The sequence below is a fragment of the Cobetia amphilecti genome (assembly GCF_020217465.1).
GTDB classification, from domain to species: Bacteria; Pseudomonadota; Gammaproteobacteria; order Pseudomonadales; family Halomonadaceae; genus Cobetia; species Cobetia amphilecti.
Map to the genome: position 1 here is coordinate 1,845,875 of NZ_CP084115.1, position 17,729 is coordinate 1,863,603.

General features: G+C 61.4%; 15 protein-coding genes. 6 read left to right on the forward strand and 9 right to left on the reverse strand.

Annotation, left to right across the window (positions count from 1 at the left end):
• The first annotated feature begins 37 nt into the window (after positions 1 to 37).
• Positions 38 to 1,075, forward strand: a complete 1,038-nt coding sequence (locus LCW13_RS07940; protein WP_225347985.1) for a hypothetical protein — start codon at positions 38 to 40, stop codon at positions 1,073 to 1,075.
• 308 nt (positions 1,076 to 1,383) lie between these two features.
• Here LCW13_RS07940 and LCW13_RS07945 read toward each other — a convergent pair whose 3' ends face one another.
• The 3 genes from LCW13_RS07945 to LCW13_RS07955 form a co-directional block, all read right to left on the reverse strand.
• Positions 1,384 to 1,809: a DUF3455 domain-containing protein gene (locus LCW13_RS07945; protein ID WP_225347986.1), complete on the reverse strand. Its 426-nt coding sequence runs from the start codon at positions 1,807 to 1,809 to the stop codon at positions 1,384 to 1,386.
• Between the two features lie 383 nt (positions 1,810 to 2,192).
• A complete protein-coding gene (locus LCW13_RS07950) occupies positions 2,193 to 2,732 on the reverse strand; it encodes a redoxin domain-containing protein (RefSeq protein ID WP_225347987.1) in 540 nt (179 codons plus the stop codon).
• Between the two features lie 286 nt (positions 2,733 to 3,018).
• Complete coding sequence (locus LCW13_RS07955) at positions 3,019 to 3,588, reverse strand: manganese efflux pump MntP (RefSeq protein ID WP_225347988.1); 570 nt, start codon at positions 3,586 to 3,588, stop codon at positions 3,019 to 3,021.
• A gap of 384 nt (positions 3,589 to 3,972) precedes the next feature.
• Between LCW13_RS07955 and yghU the strand changes: the two genes are divergently transcribed.
• Complete coding sequence (yghU, locus tag LCW13_RS07960) at positions 3,973 to 4,836, forward strand: glutathione-dependent disulfide-bond oxidoreductase (RefSeq protein ID WP_225347989.1); 864 nt, start codon at positions 3,973 to 3,975, stop codon at positions 4,834 to 4,836.
• Between the two features lie 130 nt (positions 4,837 to 4,966).
• On the opposite strand, the gene LCW13_RS07965 is transcribed toward yghU, so the two are convergent.
• Both LCW13_RS07965 and LCW13_RS07970 read right to left on the reverse strand, forming a co-directional pair.
• Positions 4,967 to 6,001, reverse strand: a complete 1,035-nt coding sequence (locus LCW13_RS07965; RefSeq protein WP_225347990.1) for an alcohol dehydrogenase family protein — start codon at positions 5,999 to 6,001, stop codon at positions 4,967 to 4,969.
• 26 nt (positions 6,002 to 6,027) lie between these two features.
• Positions 6,028 to 6,549 carry a TetR/AcrR family transcriptional regulator gene (locus LCW13_RS07970; protein WP_225347991.1) on the reverse strand — a complete coding sequence of 174 codons (522 nt, stop codon included), beginning with the start codon at positions 6,547 to 6,549 and terminating at the stop codon, positions 6,028 to 6,030.
• Between the two features lie 384 nt (positions 6,550 to 6,933).
• Here LCW13_RS07970 and LCW13_RS07975 point away from each other — a divergent pair, with 384 nt between their 5' ends.
• The 3 genes from LCW13_RS07975 (at position 6,934) to LCW13_RS07985 (ending at position 11,540) form a co-directional block, all read left to right on the forward strand.
• On the forward strand, positions 6,934 to 9,084 hold the full coding sequence (locus tag LCW13_RS07975; RefSeq protein ID WP_225347992.1) for a TonB-dependent siderophore receptor: 2,151 nt from the start codon (positions 6,934 to 6,936) through the stop codon (positions 9,082 to 9,084).
• Positions 9,085 to 9,563: 479 nt separating this feature from the next.
• Complete coding sequence (locus tag LCW13_RS07980) at positions 9,564 to 10,457, forward strand: LysR family transcriptional regulator (RefSeq protein WP_225347993.1); 894 nt, start codon at positions 9,564 to 9,566, stop codon at positions 10,455 to 10,457.
• Between the two features lie 381 nt (positions 10,458 to 10,838).
• On the forward strand, positions 10,839 to 11,540 hold the full coding sequence (locus LCW13_RS07985) for an HD-GYP domain-containing protein (RefSeq protein ID WP_225347994.1): 702 nt from the start codon (positions 10,839 to 10,841) through the stop codon (positions 11,538 to 11,540).
• Positions 11,541 to 11,647: 107 nt separating this feature from the next.
• Here LCW13_RS07985 and LCW13_RS07990 read toward each other — a convergent pair whose 3' ends face one another.
• On the reverse strand, positions 11,648 to 12,517 hold the full coding sequence (locus LCW13_RS07990) for an urea carboxylase-associated family protein (RefSeq protein WP_225347995.1): 870 nt from the start codon (positions 12,515 to 12,517) through the stop codon (positions 11,648 to 11,650).
• A gap of 163 nt (positions 12,518 to 12,680) precedes the next feature.
• On the reverse strand, positions 12,681 to 14,165 hold the full coding sequence (gene putP / locus LCW13_RS07995) for a sodium/proline symporter PutP (protein ID WP_153635656.1): 1,485 nt from the start codon (positions 14,163 to 14,165) through the stop codon (positions 12,681 to 12,683).
• Between the two features lie 331 nt (positions 14,166 to 14,496).
• Here putP and LCW13_RS08000 point away from each other — a divergent pair, with 331 nt between their 5' ends.
• Complete coding sequence (locus tag LCW13_RS08000) at positions 14,497 to 15,429, forward strand: LysR substrate-binding domain-containing protein (protein WP_225347996.1); 933 nt, start codon at positions 14,497 to 14,499, stop codon at positions 15,427 to 15,429.
• Between the two features lie 135 nt (positions 15,430 to 15,564).
• Here LCW13_RS08000 and LCW13_RS08005 read toward each other — a convergent pair whose 3' ends face one another.
• Complete coding sequence (locus LCW13_RS08005) at positions 15,565 to 16,878, reverse strand: arsenic transporter (RefSeq protein ID WP_153635658.1); 1,314 nt, start codon at positions 16,876 to 16,878, stop codon at positions 15,565 to 15,567.
• 61 nt (positions 16,879 to 16,939) lie between these two features.
• On the reverse strand, positions 16,940 to 17,662 hold the full coding sequence (arsH, locus tag LCW13_RS08010; protein WP_389382278.1) for an arsenical resistance protein ArsH: 723 nt from the start codon (positions 17,660 to 17,662) through the stop codon (positions 16,940 to 16,942).
• Between the last annotated feature and the right edge of the window lie 67 nt (positions 17,663 to 17,729).

Below are 17,729 nucleotides of genomic sequence, written 5' to 3' on the forward strand. Positions count from 1 at the left end.
TCCCAATGTCATGACGTTTCATTTCAAGGAGCCATGCATGGCGAAGGTACGTATCACGCAACAGGGCACGATCCATTGTTTTCCGGCCGGCTTGAAGGATGAGGCTGGCAAGCTGGTGAACGCGGAGATTTCCGCCGTGGCCTATGACGGCGAGCGTCTGTTGATGGCGAGTGACAAGCCGATTCCGGGCGAGGGGCGCTCGGCGGTCTTTTCCTTGCCACTGGATTCGCAAGGGCCGGATGACAGTCAGCTCGAGTATCTGACCACGCCGCTGATCCGTCAGGCGGTCAAATATGAAGACTTCGCGCTGACCACCGATGGCCGTCACATGTTGGCGACCACCGGGTTTGATCGCATCGACAGCGAGAGTCATGCCCTGAATGCCTACAACCACCTGTTGATCTGGCCGCTGGGCGAGCCGGACAAGGTGCAGGTGGTCGACCCGGACCCGCGTGACGGGGTCGAGGGCTCACTGGAATTCCGTCAGAAGCTGGAAGCGGCCATTGGCCAGCCGTACTACAAGATCGAAGGCTTGGCGGTCGTGCCGAGTGACAAGGGCGATGGGCTGATCCTGTTCGGGGTGCGCGAACAAGGCAACTCGCATGATGACTTCGCGTACGTGCGTCGCGTCATCGGGGCGCGCTATGCCATGACCGACAGCGACAATATCGAGTTCATCGAGGACCTTCACGATGTCTATGCCTTTGATCCCGCCGAGTATGAGGGCGTGAATCACGAGTGTGGTCTTTCGAGCCTGGAATATGACCCCTATCACGCACGCCTCTATCTGGTAACCAGCTTCGAGACCGAGCAGGGCAGTGAAGAGGTGATCGGGGGCTATCTGTGGGTGCTGTCGCTGGCCGACTTCCATGCAGGCAAATCCCCGACGCTGGTGACGCATGAGGATGGTCGCGTGCTGGAGTTCGAGCACAAGGCGGAAGGGCTTGCGGTACTGGATCGCGAACGGCTGTTCGTGGTCTATGACAATGATCGCAATCATGAGCTGGGCAGCGTGGATGAACGCGATGAGCGTCACTCCTGTGAAGCGCCCTATACGATGCTGGCGCTGGTCTGACGGCAGCTTATCGGATTAGAGATCGGTTCACAGGCCGGGGAAACAAACTCACGGCTTTGGCACCGAAATGGGGGGGCTGACTGTCTTCGTGATGGCCTCCCTGATCTTCTCTGTTAGCACTTCTGTTATCGCCTGCGCGTTGCTGATTGAGCTCCACGCTGAATCATCATTTCCCCGCAGGGATTGATGACGACAAAGCCCCGACATGCCTGTGCATGTCGGGGCTTTTCATGATCTCACCTTCCCTGTGTCAATGCGCTTTGTTACACGACATCGAGTGGTGAATCCATTCTATTCAAGGCTTGAGATTACATGGCCTTGTAGAACAGATAATCGGCCTGGTACATCACGATTTCGACCTTGTCCTTGTGGGCTTCATCGCAGGCCATGTCAGGTGCGGCACCGCCCTGGGTATTGAGGCGCTGAACATAGGTGACGCCCTGCATGTGCCCTTCACCTTCGGCCGGGTTGGACTCGACCAGCTGCAGCGGAATATTGCCCTTGCCGTTGGGCTCTACCGCCAGCTGTGTACCGGTGATCTTGGAGCCATCCATGGATTCCCAGGTGGCGGGCGGACCATAGTATTTGCCGACCTGCTTGCCATCGGCATCATTCAGCGCGGCATCCGGACCCTTGAAGACCCAGCCCATGGTGCCATCGTCCTTGGCTTCGCAGGCCCATTTGATCTTGCCGACACCGACGGTTTCCATGGCGACTTCATTGCCTTTTGGCACCGTGACGCTCTCGGGAACCTCCATGGCTTGAGCCAGCGGGCTCAATGCGAGGGCAGCGAAAATACCAGAGATACAGGCGATTGTTTTCATCTTGACGACTCCGTAGACAGATAAGGTTCAGCTAGCGGTTGCAGGTGTGTCGTTGTCTCCCTTGCACTGTTTATAACGCTGGCCTTTCTCGTCTGGATGTCACGGGATCAGATTTTTTTCATGGTTTTTTTCGTGGCCTGTTTTCAGCGCTTATCAGCGGCGTCATGAAAAGAGGCCAAAAGCGCAAAGCGGGCGAGGTGAAGGCCAGGTGTCAAGCAATAGGCCCAGACACACAGACGCCCCGCAGCACGAGGCTACGGGGCGTCTGTGTGGCGACATGAACCCTGAAGGATTCAGTCGTAATCGCGGGTGCCGCGAATCGGGTAGTCATTATCCGGCTTGCGGATGAACTCGATGCCCCCGATGAGGGTATCCAGATCAGGGCGCACGAAGGGCGCGTTGGCGATTTCCTGAATCTGGATCTTGCCTTCGCCATTGACGATGAAGAAGGCAGGCTCCGGGAAGTCGTGATCGGTTTCCTTTTCGCTGCGCGGCGTCGAGATGAATAGTCCCAGCGATTGCATCTGTTCGAGGGTCAGCCCATACGCGAGCGGGAAGTTGACCTCCAGCGACTCGCGATGCTGCGTGAGCTGCTGCTCATCATCGGCAGACACGGCGACCAGATCGACGCCCTGGGCGCTGAAGCGCTCGCGATAGCTCTCCAGCTTGTTGAGAAACTTGGTGCAGATCGGGCAATGCTTGCCGCGATAGACCACGACCAGCTGCCAGTCATGCTCGCCCTGGGGCTTGCCGAGGGTCAGTGCCTCACCGTCGCTGCGTTTGACCTGGATGGCCGGGAATTCACTGCCTGGATGAAGCTTGCGTGTATACATGCAATTTGGCTCCCTTTGGAAGATCACGGCGTTGGCTTTCATGTCATCGCTGATCAGGCGGCGGATATCACGTGTCTTTGATACCACGTGTCTGGGATATCACGTGTCATCGATATCACGTGCCTGGATATCAAGCGCCTTGAATGACCAGCCACAGAATACGCCATGTGTCCCCCTTGAATGACGCCATTGTCAGGGTTTTCAAGGGGGCCCTTGGCGCAACGCGAGGGTGCGTACATCGCCAGGGGCCACCACGGGGCCGTTCGGGGTGCTTTTCAGCAGAGGATCAACCCAGGTAGCCGGTGTGATCCAGCAGAATGGTCGTGCCGATGCCGATCAGCACCAGGCCACCGATGATTTCCGCGCGCTTGCCGACCATCTTGCCCAGCACACCGCCCAGCATCACGCCGGCGGTGGCCATCACGAAGGTGGCGGTCCCGATCGCCAGCGCAGTGGTGACGATGTTCACGCCCGCAAAGGCAAGCCCGGCACCCACGGCCATGGCATCGATACTGGTGGACAGGCCGGTCAGCATCAGGCGGGGCAACGACTGCGGCGTGGTGCAGTCCTCGTCTTCCTCGTCCTTGGAGAGCCCCTCATGAATCATGTGCAGGCCGAGCAGCAGCAGCAGGGCGAAGGCGATCCAGTGGTCCCACTGTTCGACATGGACGGCCAGTGAGCGACCGATCAGCCAGCCGATCACGGGCGTGATGGCTTCGATGACCCCGAAGATGAGGCCGATGCGCAGGGCGTCTTTCAGAGAGGGACGGCGTATGGCGGCTCCCTTGCACAGGGCGGCAGCAAAGGCGTCGCAGGACATGGAGAAGGCGAGCAGAAATGTCGGTAGCAGAGGCATGAGTCAGGATGTTCCAGGCCGGTTGCGAGTCAATAACAGAAAGACACCACCGGCCGGAAGCGTCTGACTGTCATTGGTCTCGCCGAACCTCGTCCTGACTGATCACGGGCATGATCGGATAGGTGGGTCCTCGGTGCCACGGCAATGCCTGCCGACTATGTTGACATCCGAGACTCTCGTTGGGTGACGAGAGCGGGCTACTCCCCAAAAACTGGTGGCATACTAGCAACAAAATCTTGTCATTTCACCCCCTTGTGTCACAAGCCCCTGACTTTCATAACTTGTCTTTCGAGTCAGAGCGGCGCCACGCCGACGTGTCTGATGCCACCGAAGTCTTGAAGTTTCAGTCTTGAAGCTTCAACAGGATGCCAAGGAGTCAAGGGTATGAGCGACAGTTATCAGCCGCCCAAGGTCTGGACATGGGAAAGCGAGAGTGGCGGCAAGTTCGCCAGTACCAATCGGCCGATCGCGGGCCCGACGCATGACAAGGAGCTGCCGGTCGGCGGGCATCCCTTCCAGCTCTACTCCATGGCGACACCCAACGGCGTGAAGGTCACCATCATGTTCGAGGAGCTGCTGGCGCTCGGGCATAGCGGCGCCGAATACGATGCCTGGCCGATCCGTATCGGCGAGGGCGATCAGTTCGGCAGTGATTTCGTAGCGATCAATCCCAATTCCAAGATCCCAGCGCTGATGGACAGAAGCGGCGAGACGCCGATTCGCGTGTTCGAATCCGGCTCCATCCTGCTGCATCTGGCCGAGAAGTTCGGCGCCTTGATCCCCAAGGACCCCGCCAAGCGTGTCGAAGTCATGAACTGGCTGTTCTGGCAGATGGGCTCTGCGCCGTACCTGGGCGGTGGTTTTGGCCACTTCTATGCCTACGCCCCGGAAAAGCTCGAGTACCCGATCAACCGCTTCGCGATGGAGACCAAGCGTCAACTGGACGTGCTGGATCGTCAGCTGGCCGACAACGTCTATATCGCCGGTGACGAATACAGCATCGCGGATATCGCCATCTATGCCTGGTATGGCGCACTTGTCGAAGGCAAGCTCTATGACGCTGCCGAGTTCCTCTCCGTGCAGGACTACACGCACGTGCAGCGCTGGGCCAGGTCGATTGCCGAACGCCCGGCGGTCAAGCGGGGTCGCATGGTCAATCGTTTCTGGGGAGAGCCGCAGGAGCAGCTGATCGAACGCCACTCGGCGAGCGACTTCGAGACCAACACCGAAGACAAGCGTAGCGACTGATTATTGCCACGCGATTGTCTGTTAGAGATCGTCTGTCAGTGGCCGTCGAGCAATGAGCGTTCAGTCACAACAAGGGCTACCCATCGGGTAGCCCTTTTGCGTTCTGGCCGGTCGCGCGGGCAGGGGGCTTTCAGTCCTGACGGACCTTGAGCACGACCTTGCCCACGTGACCTTTCTGCTGGAAGACCTCTTGAGCGGTGGCTATCTCGGCCAGCGCGAAGGTGTCAGCGACCAGCGGCTTGATGTTGCCTTGCTCGATATGGCGCACGAGATTGGTGAAGACCTCCGGTTCCAGCACTGTGCAGCCGAAGAAGCTCAAGTCCTTCAGATACAGCGTGCGCAGGTCGAGTTCCACCATCTCGCCACCGATGGCGCCCGCGACGGCGTAGCGCCCCTTGTAGCCCAGGATGTCCAACAGTTGCGGCCATTGCGGGCCGCCCACCAGATCGATGACCACCTCGACACTCTGGCCGTTGAGCGCCTCGTCGAGAGGCTGATCGCGCAGCACGATGTCATCGGATCCGAGATCGCGCAGGGCATCGGCCTTGGCCGCGCTGGTCACGGCGATCACATGGGCACCACGGGCCTTGGCAAGCTGGACGGCCGCGGAGCCGACCCCACCGGAGGCGCCGGTGATCAACACGCGCTCGCCCTTGGCAAGCTGTGCGCGAGTCAGCATGTTCTCGGCGGTGGAGTAGGAGCAGGGGAAGGAGGCGAGTTCCACATCGCTGAGCGAGCTCTCGACGCGCAGGGCATGGCGCGCCGCTACCCGGGTGTATTCGGCAAAGCCGCCATCGCATTCGGCGCCGATATACCAGGCGGACTCCAGCACCTGGCCGTCGTGCTCCCTCAGGCAGGGCTCGATCAGCACACGCTCGCCGAGGCGCGCCTGGCTGACGTCTGAGCCGACCGCGACGATCTCGCCGCAGATATCGGCCCCCTGGATGCGCGGGAAATGGATCGGCTGCCCGGACCAGCTGGCATCCTCGGCCTCGCCATCGCCCTTGGAGTACCAGGCCAGCCGCGTGTTGAGGTCGGTATTGTTGACGCCAGCCGCGCCGACCCGCACCAGCACGTCACGCGGGCCGGGTGTCGGGCGAGGAATGTCGTCACGCACTTCCAGCATTTCCGGGCCGCCATGGCCGGTCAGGTAGACGCCGTGCATGCTGTCTTTGCTTGTGGCAAGTGAGCTCATCGGTGGGGTGCTCCCAACAGGGTCAGTGTGGTGGAAAGTGCGGCCTCGATGGCCTTCTCGCCCAGCACCAGCCAGGCGGAGGAGGCGCCTTCATGGATCAGGAACAGCTCGGTGGCGAGGTCCTCGCGGCGGCTGCGTTGGCCGAGCCACTCGAGAATCTCGTGCTTGTGGCGGTCGACGGCCTCGCGCACCTGCGGGTTGTCGGGAAAGGCCGCCAGGGCATTGACCGACATGCAGCCGTTGGGTGCCTCGAACGCCATCCAGTGACCCAACCGCTGGTAGAGGTGGCTGAGCGCCGCAGCGCCATCCTCGGGCACTCCCTCTTCGAGGAAGGCCATATAGCGCTCGTGGCGATGCTGAAGCGCACCGATCACCATGCTCTCCTTGGAGGGGAAGTGGCGATAGAGGGTGCGCAGACTCACGTCTGACGCTGCCTTGAGCTCGGCAACACTCGGTTCTGCGAAGCCGCGCTGGCTGAAGAGCGTCTCCAGGCGGGCGGCGATATCGTGCTGGATCATGTCGGTGCCATGGTCGAATCAACGAAGGAGAGTGTTCGTTCTACCTGTGCAGGGTAGAGCGCTCATTCTCCCTGTGTCAATGCGGCGTTTCCCAAGCCTTGTGTCGTTGTTCCCACGTTCTGACGTCGCGCATTGCGCGTGTGACGGTTCGATGTCATTACAATTACGCAAATAGAGGTTTGCTGAGCGTTAAATAAGGCAAAGCCCAGGTAATTCCGCGGAAAAATCACGCATTTTTCGTTGCGGTAGCATTTGATAAAGATTAGCATTCGCGATTCATTTACTGGCGCGGGGGGCGTCAGTCATGGCCACTTTCTGCTCATCGAGCAGAGGAAAGGTGTGGTTCAGCAGGACGCTGTCGCATCGCGTACAAAGGGTTTTCAGGTGCCAAATCATTCTCGGGATAGCGCTGCAAGCACGAACAAGGGACATTTCTCCTGCCTGATCTTCAGCCTGATGGCATTGCCGGCCACTTCGCTGGCGGCAGAGGGCGCCACCTCAAGCGAGTCGCCAGTCGCGAATTCGGTGATCGTGGTAACCGGAGAGCGTGAAGGCGAAGTGGCGCCGGGCAGCTATCGCGCCGAGGCCTCGAGCCTGGCCAACAAGCAATCGGTGGACTTTCTCGAGCAGGCGCGCACCATCAATGTGGTAACCCAGCAGGTCATGCATGATTTCAATCTTGATGATCTGGAAGAGTCACTGCAGCCGGTCGCGGGTATCCAGCTGGGCAACACCCTGGGGGGCACCGAGGATGGCTTCGTCAAGCGGGGCTTCGGCAGCAACAGCGATGGTTCGATGCTGATCGACGGCATCCGTCAGCCGCGCCGTACCTACACCACGGCGACTGTGGACCGTGTCGAGGTGCTCAAGGGGCCGTCATCGCTCTTCCAGGGCCAGCAGAACCCCGGCGGCGTGATCAACATGGTCACCAAGCGTCCGCAGTACGAGACGCACACCGAGATCAGTGGCGAGGTCAGCTCCTTCGGCGGTGGCAATACCACCCTGGACACCACCGGCCCCATCGAGGACACCGGTCTGGCCTATCGCTTCATCCTCTCGCATGAGGATGAGGACTCCTGGCGCGAATACGGCAATGACCGTCGCACCACCATCGCCCCGTCACTGCGTTGGGAAGGCGAGCACAGCAGTGCCCAGATCAGCTACGAGTACCAGGACTACGAGCTGGATATCGACCGTGGCACCGTCTTCTACAACGGCAGCGCCGCCAACGTCACGCGCGGCACGCGTTTCGATGAATCTTGGAACCGCGTCTATGGCCATGACGAGTCCGTCAATGCCTGGTGGAAGCAGGAAGTCACCGACAACTGGGACATGAAGCTGACCTACGGCTGGACGCGTCGTCAGTACAGCGATGCACGTGCCAATGTCACCGACGTCAGCGACAGCGGCTATGTGACCGTGCGCGCCGAAGAGAACCAGGGCTATGATCGCAGCGAGCACTACACGGCGCTGGACGCCATGGGCGATGTCGAGATCGCGGGGCAGCGTCACCAGCTGGTCATCGGCGCCGATTACGAGACCACACGCGACTATCTGGATGAGCGCTATTTCGGCGATTCCGTCACGGTCTCCACCGTCACTGACGTGAACCACGGCCAGCTGGCCCAAGTGACCTCCGACGACATCAATACCTCGCGCAGCAATCGTCTCGACGAGACCCAGGCTATCGGAGTCTATGTCAGCGACCGCTGGTATCTGACCGACAAGTGGATTCTGGGCCTTGGCGGGCGCTACACCTGGTTTGATCAGCAGAGCGGGCAGGGCGAGGACTTCGTGTCTGACCCCGATTACAGCGACGACCTGTTCCTGCCCTCCGCGAATCTGCTCTATCGCATCGACGATGCCAGCTCCGCCTACATCAGCTACAGCGAATCCTTCGTGCCGAATGGCAGCGACAGTGACAGCGGCGAGAGCCTCGACCCCGAGCTCGGCAAGGGCTACGAGATCGGCTACAAGCGTCAGTGGAATCCGCGTCTGGCGACCTCCGTGGCGCTCTACCAGATCCGCAAGGAAAACGTCGCAGTCACTGACAATGGTGTGACTCGCACCATCGGTGAAGCCGGCTCGCAAGGCCTGGAATTCAGCCTCGAAGGGGCCCTGACGGATCGCACTTCCTTGCTGTTCAGCTATGCCTACACCGATACCGAAGTGCTGGAGGATACCGAAGGCACCGAGGGCAATCGTCTGCCGAATGCGGCGCTCAACGCGGCCAGCCTCTATCTGGCACATGATCTGGCGATCGATCCGTCCTACGGCGAGTGGCGTGTCGGCGGTGGCGTGCGCTATGTCGGCGAGCGTGAAGGCGATGACGACAACAGCTTCTCGATGGATGCCTACACCGTGGCAGATGCCTTCGTCGGCTGGCGTCACGACTTCTTCGGCCCGGACACCGAATTCAAGCTGAATGCGAAGAACCTGTTCGATACTGGCTACTACTACGGTAGCGGCGGCGATACCCGCGTGCTGGTGGGTGACCCGATGGAAATCACCCTGTCGGCCAGCGTCGGCTGGTAATGTGGCTCCCTCTGGCAGGCTGACTCGCCAGGGGTGGCTAGATGCCAGGATAGTCACGGCATATAGACAGTCACGACATATAGACAGTCACGGCATCCAGACAGGCAAGACGGACGATATAAGCCAGTTTCGGAAGTCGGGTGAACTGATGATCTGGTCATAAGCTGGTGATCTGGTAATAGACTGGTGATCTCGTAATGGGCTGGTGATCTGGTAATGGGCTGGTGATCTAGAAATAAAAAGGGGCGCTCATCAGCGCCCCTTTTTGTATGCGTTATCTAACGCCAAGGATCTTCACGCGCCATTTGTCGTCTTGAAGACCTGGTGACAGAAGACGTCGATGCGGCTGGTAGACTGCTGGCATGATGCTCTGTGACTGACTGTCTTCGATTGCGTGTCTGCGGTCGAGTATCTTCGATTGAGTGTCTTGGCGTGCTGCCTCTGTGTTCCCTCTCGACATCACACCTCTGGAGAGCCCCATGCTCGAGTCGCTTCCTCTGGCCGATATTCGTGCCTTCGTCATGACGGCGGATCATGGCAGCTTCACCCGCGCCGCCGAGCAGTTGGGCGTGTCGCGATCGCAGGTCTCCAAACAGGTCACAGCGCTTGAACAGGCACTGGGAGTGTCGCTGATGCAGCGTTCGACACGCTCGTTGCGACTCACCGAGAGCGGTCATCTGCTGCATGCCCAGTGTCGCAGTGCGTTGGGTGAAATCACCCAGATCGTGACGCTGGTACGTGAGGAGCGCAATGCCATGCGCGGGAGGCTGCGCATCAACAGCGTCGGCGGGCCGATCGGCGAGCGGCTGCTGGCACCCGCCGTGCACGCCTTCATGCAGACCTGGCCGCAAGTGCAGGTGGAGCTGGATTTCAGCAGTCATCGCGTGAACCTGATTCGTGATGATTTCGATATCGCCCTGCGCATGGGCGCCCTCGAGGATGCCGACTTCATCGCGCGTCCGCTGATGACATTGCCCTACGTAGTTGTGGCCAGCCCCGACTATCTCGCTCGCCATGGCGCGCCAGACACGCCCGGCGAGCTGGTGGATCACCGCTGCCTGGTCGGCTCGGTCTCGCGCTGGTCCTTCACCGCGCGCGGGGCAGAGTCTCGCGAGTTGCAGGTGGATGTCGGGGCTCAGCTTGAGTGCCGCAACGGGCATGTGCTGGTCAGTGGTGCCATCGCCGGCAATGGCATCATTCGCGTGCCCAGGCTCTACTGTGAATCAGCCATCGCGCGAGGAGAGCTGCAGGAGTTGCTGAGTGACTGGCAGCCGGCGGATGTGCCGTTGTCATTGATCTATCATCGTGAGCGCCATCGTCCGCTGCGCACGGTGCGCTTGATCGAGCATCTGCTGGAATGGTTCGCGAGATGATATGCGCGCGTCTCTGAGCGCGGTATGCGTCATTGTTGCAATACGAATAAGGTAAAGATTTGATGAAGGAAACATTGAGACACGTCATTATTATCGCCTAATATTCACCAGGTACTTTTTATCACGTGCTTTCTATCAAGTGCTGTCTATCAAGCCCTCTTTAGCAAGTCCTTTTTAGTAGGTGCAGGGTCTTGGAAGAGCTGGTCTTCGAAGCGGATATGAAGGCCCGAGCTTGCGAGACGGATGTGAAACACAAATCTAAAAAACGAACGACAAATAGGCGTTCGTCATTCCGGGCTGATGCGACCCTATCTGGGGCATCGATCATGAGCCCCCTGATGACTCACGACCCTTGATAGGCAGATTGAACAGGGAGCCCCCATGAAAAATGCCCTGTGCGCGACGCGATTCGCGCCCGCCGGTGATGCCTGCTTGCCGGATTACCTCTTCAAGCCGCCCCCCGGGGCGAAGACGCTCGAACCCGGAGTTCTGGCCCTGGCGCGCCTCCTCCATCGTCATCATGGCGATACCCTGGCGCATTCCTGGCGGGTGGCGGGGCTGACGATATTTCTCTACGCAAGGCTGTTGCCGTCCGGTCAGCGCAAGGTGCCACTGCATGACCTGCATAGCGCGGCCTTGCTGCATGATATCGGCAAGGTCGGCATCTCGACGGAGCTTCTGAATGCCCCGCGTGCGCTCAGTGATGAGGAGCGCATCACGATGCGCGATCATGCCGGTCACGGCGGGCGCCTGCTGTTTACGCTGCGCGGCCCCCTGAGAGCGCTGGCCAGCCTGGTGGCGATCACCCACCACGAGGGCTGGAATGGCCAAGGCTATCCTGCCGGGTCCGCCGGGGGTGCCTTGCCACTGCATTGTCAGGTGGCCGCGATGATGGATGTCTTCGATGCTCTGGCCTCGCCGCGCGCCTACAAGCCGGGCTGGTCGCTGAAGCGTCTGGTCGGATTGTTCAGCGAGGAATCCGGCAAGCAGTTTGATCCTCGCCTGATTGCCCGCATGGCGCCGCTGTGGACATCGCTGCACGCCGAACATCGCCGTTTGTATGAGCAGACCCGCCAAGGGTGAGACGGCGAAGTCCGTACATGAAAGGCAAAGCCCCCTGTCGAGAGTCTCGGCAGGGGGCTTTGTTACATCAGTACCCGCTAAAGGCGATCAGCGTACCAAAAGTCGCATCAGCAGCAGCGCTCACGCTTGATGGCGGCCCAGTCGGTGGTGGGGTGCTGGCGGCCGTGATTGCCGGCGTAAGCCGCGACCTTGGGCGACTCCCAGCCTGCGAGTACATCGCCTTCCAGTCGATAGATCTCGACACCGAGCGGGTTGCAGGTCTCGAGCGGGTCGCGCGCATCAGGGCCCCACAGGTCCACTGACAGATCGCCACCCGGGCAGCAGGACATCGCGCACAGCAGGTCCGTCTCGGCGAAGAACTCCAGGTAATCACCCTTGCGTGCCGGGCAGGCCTTCATGAAGTACTTGTCTTCATTGTTGAGGCCGGTGCACTGGAAGATGTTGAGCACATCGTGGATATCGAATTCGGTCAGGCCCCAGGGCTCCACCGCGCGCATCAGGTTGGAGTGACAGTGGTGATCGAAGTCCTCGCCGGTCAGCAGGCGATTGACGTAGGGGTCGCAGCGCGTGCCCAGCAGGTCATGCACGCGACCGCCTTCTGCATCGACGCCATAGTCGGCGAGGGTGTCATCGATGATGGTCGCCATCGGGCGCAGGTAGGGCAGTGTGGACCACAGGCGATCATAGGTGCTGACATGCGCGCGCTGCAGCTGGCGGGTGCGAGATGCCCACATGCGCTCACGCGGGTTGTGCAGGTTCCACATGTTGAAATCGCCGACCTGTGAACCCTCGGTGATCTTGATGCGCAGCACGTGGCCCGCCGGCACTTCCCACGCCAGGCCATCGCGCAGCGGCACGGTATGGGTCGCGACCAGGGTGCGCTCGGCCTTGCCTTCGGTGAGGCTGTCGTAGAAGTCGCGATCGACGTCCAGAATCGAACCCTTGCTGGCTTGATAGGCGGCAGGTACATCACTCATGACAGGACTCCTCGTAAATCGAAATTGGATCTGATGACCAGGCCGGACTGCCTGGAATTCGCTGCCCGGCTGGGGACTTTCGTGCACTGCCGGCAAGTGTCATGGCCGGCAGTGGCGGTAACTGCAGGGCGCAGGGGGAGGTTCTCGGTCCCCCTGCGCGGGGTCAGGCCTGTTCGCGGCGCCAGTGCTTCATCAGGCGGTCGAAGCAGGCGCTGGCGGCAGGTTCTGCGTTCATGCGGCTGACGATGACGACGGCGATCAGGGCGAACAGGAAGCCGGGCACGACCTCGAACATGTCGAATATCTCCAGCGGGCCGCCGCTCAGCGGCTTCCAGATCGCGACGGTGAGGGCACCGACCAGCAGGCCGGCGATGGCGCCATTGCGGGTCATGCCACGCCAGAACAGTGACAGCAGGATGACGGGACCGAAGGCGGCGCCGAAGCCACCCCAGGCGTAGGACACCAGGCCGAGGATGCTGCTGTCACGCTCGCTGCCCATCACGGTGGCGAGCAGTGCGATGCCGATCACGCTGGCACGGCTCAGCCAGACCAGCTCCTTCTGCGTCGCCTTGGGGCGAATCAGGCCACGGTAGATGTCTTCGGCGATCGCGCTGGAGCAGACCAGCAGCTGGGAATCGACGGTACTCATGATCGCGGCCAGGACGCCGGCCAGAATGAAGCCTGCCACCCAGGGGTTGAGCATGATCTGGCTCAGGGAGATGAAGACACGCTCGCTGTCCGTGAGACCGCCACCCAGCTCACCGCCGAACCAGTAGTAACCCAGCACGCCCACTGATACTGCAGCCGCCATGGTGATGGCGGACCACAGCAGGGCGATACGCCGCGACACCTTGATATCTTCACGCTTGCGCACGGCCATGAAACGCACCACGACGTGTGGCTGGCCACAGTAGCCGATCGCCCAGCCGGCCAGCGACAGCATGCCCAGGAAGGTCACGCCTTCCATCAGACCACCGATGGGGGCGACATCCTGCGCCGCTGCCGGGGCGGCTGCTCCATCGCCGAACAGCGCCACTGCCGTCATGGCAGCCACGGCACACAGCGAGGCGGCCATCATCAGGCCCTGGATGAGGTCGGTCCATGAAGCGGCGAGGAAGCCACCGAGGAAGGTATAGCCGACGATGACCAGCGCGCCCAACCACAGTGCGACGCGGTAATCGATGTCGAAGAGACCTTCGAACAGCACGGCACCACCGACCAGACCCGCCGAGACATAGAAGGTGAAGAACACCAGCATGACCACGGAAGACAGGGTACGCAGCACGCGTGAGCGGTCCTCGAAACGTGCTTCCAGATAATCCGGCACCGTCAGCGCATTGCCGGCCGCTTCGGTGAACACGCGCAGTCGCTCGGCGACCAGGGTCCAGTTCAGGTAGACGCCGACCAGGGTCCAGACCGCGATCCAGGCTTGCGAGAGGCCACCACTGAAGATGGCGCCGGGCAGGCCCATCAGGGCCCAGCCGCTGAGATCGGAAGCGCCGGCACTCAAGGCCGCGACGCTTGGCGGCAAGCCACGTCCCCCGAGTATGTAATCCGACAGATTGTGGGTGATGCGATAGAAGTAGATGCCGATGCCCAGCATCAGCAGCAGATAGAGCCCGAACGACAGCAGGACAGGTAAGTTCATCCTAGGAGACCTCATGGTGACGCCGAGGCGTCTTGTTATTGTTCACCAGTGGTGTCGTGTTGCAGCAGGCTTGCGCGGAACAAGCAGCGGGGAGCTGGCAATATCACTGACACCTTCACCTTAGCCATGAGGTGGATTGCAGAAAAATGACCATTTTTCGTTTAATATATGACTCAATATCATGGGTTGCCGTCACATGCTGGTTGACGCCTTTCTTCCATCAGGGCGCTGCTCGCAAGCACTCAGCACAGCGCTTGGCACAGGAACTCGGCACCCAGTTTCTGGCACCCGGTTTCTGGCCCCCGGCCAGGCCAGTCATCAAGGACATCCCATGCGACCCAGTCTGTCATCGCTCAATGCCTTCGAGGTCGTGTCACGCCTGGGAAGCATCACCGCGGCTGCGGATGAGCTCAACATCACCCAGTCGGCGGTGAGTCACCAGATACGCCGCCTGGAGGCCACGCTGGAGGTCAGTCTGCTGGAGCGGGCTGGACGCGGCGTGGTGCTGTCACACGCCGGACGCCGACTGGCCGATGGCCTGCAGGCCGGCTTTGCCAGAATCGAGCAGTCGGTGGCCGAATTCGAGGTCGACCCACAAGGGGTGCATCAGCGGCGCCAGCTGCGCGTCAGCTGTCTTCCCTCGGTGGCGGTGCGCTGGCTGATCCCGAGGCTCAACAGCTTTCGCGAGCAATGCCCCGATATCGCGGTCAGCCTGCAATATGCCGGCATCAGTGCGCGGGGATTGTTGCCGGAGGTCGATGTGATGATCACCTGGCAGGACGAACTCCCGGACAAGGCATCACCGGCGTTCCGCTTGTTCTCGGGGGCCACCCAGCCGGTGGCCAGTCCGCTGTATCTGGAGCATCACCGCCGCCCGACCCAGCCGGCAGACCTGTTGAAGCTGGAGCTGATCCACGACCAGTCGCGCCAACCCTGGCATGACTGGTTCAACAACTGCGGGCTGTATCCCTCCCAGCTCGACAAGGGCGATCTCTATCAGGACTTCAGTCTGCTGAGTGCTGCGGTGGTCGCGGGGCAGGGGGTCGCGCTGTGTCCGCCACGCCTGATCCGCAAGGAGCTTGAGGACGGCACCCTGGAATGCCTGTTCGAGATGGCCGCCAATCCCCAGCGTGCCTATTGGCTGTTCCATCACCCGCAGCCCGCCAGACATGTGCAGCAATTCTGCGACTGGATGCGCGCGGAGATCGCCGCCGAGGGAGAAGCGGCCGACAGCGGGGTCATCGTCAGCCGCCGCCAGCCCTGACGGCGGACATCTCGCTGCCAGTCAATGGCGCACACAACGCAAAAGCCCCGCTGGGATTCGGCGGGGCTTTCTTGTGCAAGTGCTCATATCATGACGGCCTGAGCCATCGCCCTTGGCCATGAGATGGCGGGATTCTCAGCCGTTGAGCACGCCCAGCCAGGCCCACAGGCCGAGCAGGGTGGCGATCAGCACCGGCGGCGTCAGCACCAGGCCGACCTTCATGTACTGCCCCCAGCTGATGTGATGGCCTTTCTGATCGAGCACATGCAGCCACAGCAGTGTGGCGAGACTGCCGATCGGGGTGAACTTGGGCCCCAGATCATTGCCGATCACGTTGGCGTAGACCATCAGCTCACGCGTCGCGTCACTGACCTGCTGCGTGGTGAGGTGGTCGATGGCCAGCGCGCCGATCAGCGTGGCCGGCATGTTGTTCATCACCGAGGCGGTGACGGCGGCCAGCACGCCGGTGCCGAGGGTGGCGACCAGCTCGCCCTGACTGGCAAGCCAGGCGAGGATGTCGCTGGCGTGATCGGTCAGGCCGGCATTGCCCAGCCCGTAGACCACCAGATACATGCCCACCGAGAACAGCACGATCTGCCACGGCGCGCCGCGCAGTACCGGGCCGAGTTCGATCACGGCATCACCGCTGCCCAGCCAGCGCCCGGCGATGGCCAGCAGAATCAGCGCGGCGCTGCCGGTGACGACGGCGAGCGGAATGCCCAGCGGCGCGGTCACGAAGTAGGACACCAGCAGCACCCCCAGCAGCGGGAAGGCCGCGCGGAATACCTGGCGGTCCTTGATGGCGCTCGACGGTGCCTCGAGCTTCTCCAGCGCGTAGTGCGAGGGCAGCTCCTTGCGGAACATCAGCCACAGCACGATCAACGTGGCGGCCAGCGCGATCAGATCGACCGGCACCATCACGGCGGCGTAATGCGTGAAGGAGATGTCGAAGTAGTTGGCGCTGACGATGTTGACCAGATTCGAGATCACCAGCGGCAGGCTGGTGGAGTCGGCCACGAAGCCGGTGGCGATGATGAAGGCCAGTGAGGCCGCCGCCGAGAACTCCAGGCGCACCAGAATCGCGATCACGATCGGCGTGAGCAGCAGGGCCGCGCCATCATTGGCGAAGAAGGCCGCGATCACCGCGCCCAGCAGCACGATGAGCGGAAACAGCTTGCGTCCGTTGCCGCCGCCCCAGCGCGCGACATGCAGTGCGGCCCAGCTGAAGAAGCCCGCCTCATCGAGGATCAGCGAGATGATGATCAGCGCCACGAAGGTGAAGGTGGCGTCCCAGACGATGTCCCAGACCACCAGAACATCCGGCAGATTGACCACGCCGCAGGCCAGCGCGACCACGGCGCCGCCGAGGGCGCTGGTGCCGATGCCCAGCCCGCGTGGCTGCCAGATCACCAGTGCCAGCGTGATGGCGAAGATTGCCAAGGCAAGCATGACGTCTCCTTGTCGAGGGTGAAGAGTAAGTGAGAAGCCGCGTGTGTGACCGCGGATTGCGTCAGATCGTGCTCTGATTGACGCGTCGGGAGACCTCTTCGGCGCTCTCGACACGCTCCGAGTAGCGCTCGGTCAGATAGGCGCTGCGGTCGCGGTTCATCCAGGTGAACTTCATCAGCTCTTCACAGACATCGACGATGCGCAGATACAGCGGCGACAGGCGCATGCGGCCATGCTCGTCGAATTCATTGAAGGCCTTGGGCACGGATGACTGGTTGGGGATGGTCAGCATGCGCATCCAGCGGCCCAGAATGCGCATCTGGTTGACGCTGTTGAAGCTCTGGCTACCGCCACTGACCTGCAGGATGGCCAGCGTCTTGCCCTGGGTGGGGCGCACGCCGCCCAGTGACAGGGGTATCCAGTCGATCTGTGCCTTCATGATCGAGGTCATCGCGCCGTGGCGCTCCGGGCTTGCCCACAGCATGCCCTCGGACCACTGGGCCAGCTCGCGCAGCTCCTGCACCTTGGGGTGGTCGGCCTCGCAGTCATCCGGCAGTGGCAGGCCAGCTGGCGAGTAAAGGCGCACCTCGGCACCGAAGGCGCGCAGCAGGCGCGCCGCTTCCTCGGCGGCAAAGCGCGAGAAGGAACGCTCACGCAGGGAGCCGTACAGCACCAGAATACGCGGCGCGTGACGCGGGGCATCCGGCCCGACCAGGCGATCGATCTCCAGCGGTCGCCAGTGCTCGGCATCGATATTGGGCAGGTCGGCCAGTGCCGCTTTCATCTCATCGGTCATGAGTTCATTGGTCATGGTGTCGCCTGTCGGCAGGTGAGACGTGTCGGGAGTGTGT

Excerpts from the sequence above, each read along its gene's own strand:
- LCW13_RS07940 (WP_225347985.1), top strand. The coding sequence starts at position 38 with ATGGCGAAGGTACGTATCACGCAACAGGGCACGATCCATTGTTTTCCG.
- LCW13_RS07950 (WP_225347987.1), bottom strand. The coding sequence starts at position 2,732 with ATGTATACACGCAAGCTTCATCCAGGCAGTGAATTCCCGGCCATCCAG.
- LCW13_RS07955 (WP_225347988.1), bottom strand. The coding sequence starts at position 3,588 with ATGCCTCTGCTACCGACATTTCTGCTCGCCTTCTCCATGTCCTGCGAC.
- yghU (WP_225347989.1), top strand. The coding sequence starts at position 3,973 with ATGAGCGACAGTTATCAGCCGCCCAAGGTCTGGACATGGGAAAGCGAG.
- LCW13_RS07965 (WP_225347990.1), bottom strand. The coding sequence starts at position 6,001 with ATGCACGGCGTCTACCTGACCGGCCATGGCGGCCCGGAAATGCTGGAA.
- LCW13_RS07970 (WP_225347991.1), bottom strand. The coding sequence starts at position 6,549 with ATGATCCAGCACGATATCGCCGCCCGCCTGGAGACGCTCTTCAGCCAG.
- LCW13_RS07980 (WP_225347993.1), top strand. The coding sequence starts at position 9,564 with ATGCTCGAGTCGCTTCCTCTGGCCGATATTCGTGCCTTCGTCATGACG.
- LCW13_RS07985 (WP_225347994.1), top strand. The coding sequence starts at position 10,839 with ATGAAAAATGCCCTGTGCGCGACGCGATTCGCGCCCGCCGGTGATGCC.
- LCW13_RS07990 (WP_225347995.1), bottom strand. The coding sequence starts at position 12,517 with ATGAGTGATGTACCTGCCGCCTATCAAGCCAGCAAGGGTTCGATTCTG.
- putP (WP_153635656.1), bottom strand. The coding sequence starts at position 14,165 with ATGAACTTACCTGTCCTGCTGTCGTTCGGGCTCTATCTGCTGCTGATG.
- LCW13_RS08000 (WP_225347996.1), top strand. The coding sequence starts at position 14,497 with ATGCGACCCAGTCTGTCATCGCTCAATGCCTTCGAGGTCGTGTCACGC.
- LCW13_RS08005 (WP_153635658.1), bottom strand. The coding sequence starts at position 16,878 with ATGCTTGCCTTGGCAATCTTCGCCATCACGCTGGCACTGGTGATCTGG.
- arsH (WP_389382278.1), bottom strand. The coding sequence starts at position 17,662 with ATGAAAGCGGCACTGGCCGACCTGCCCAATATCGATGCCGAGCACTGG.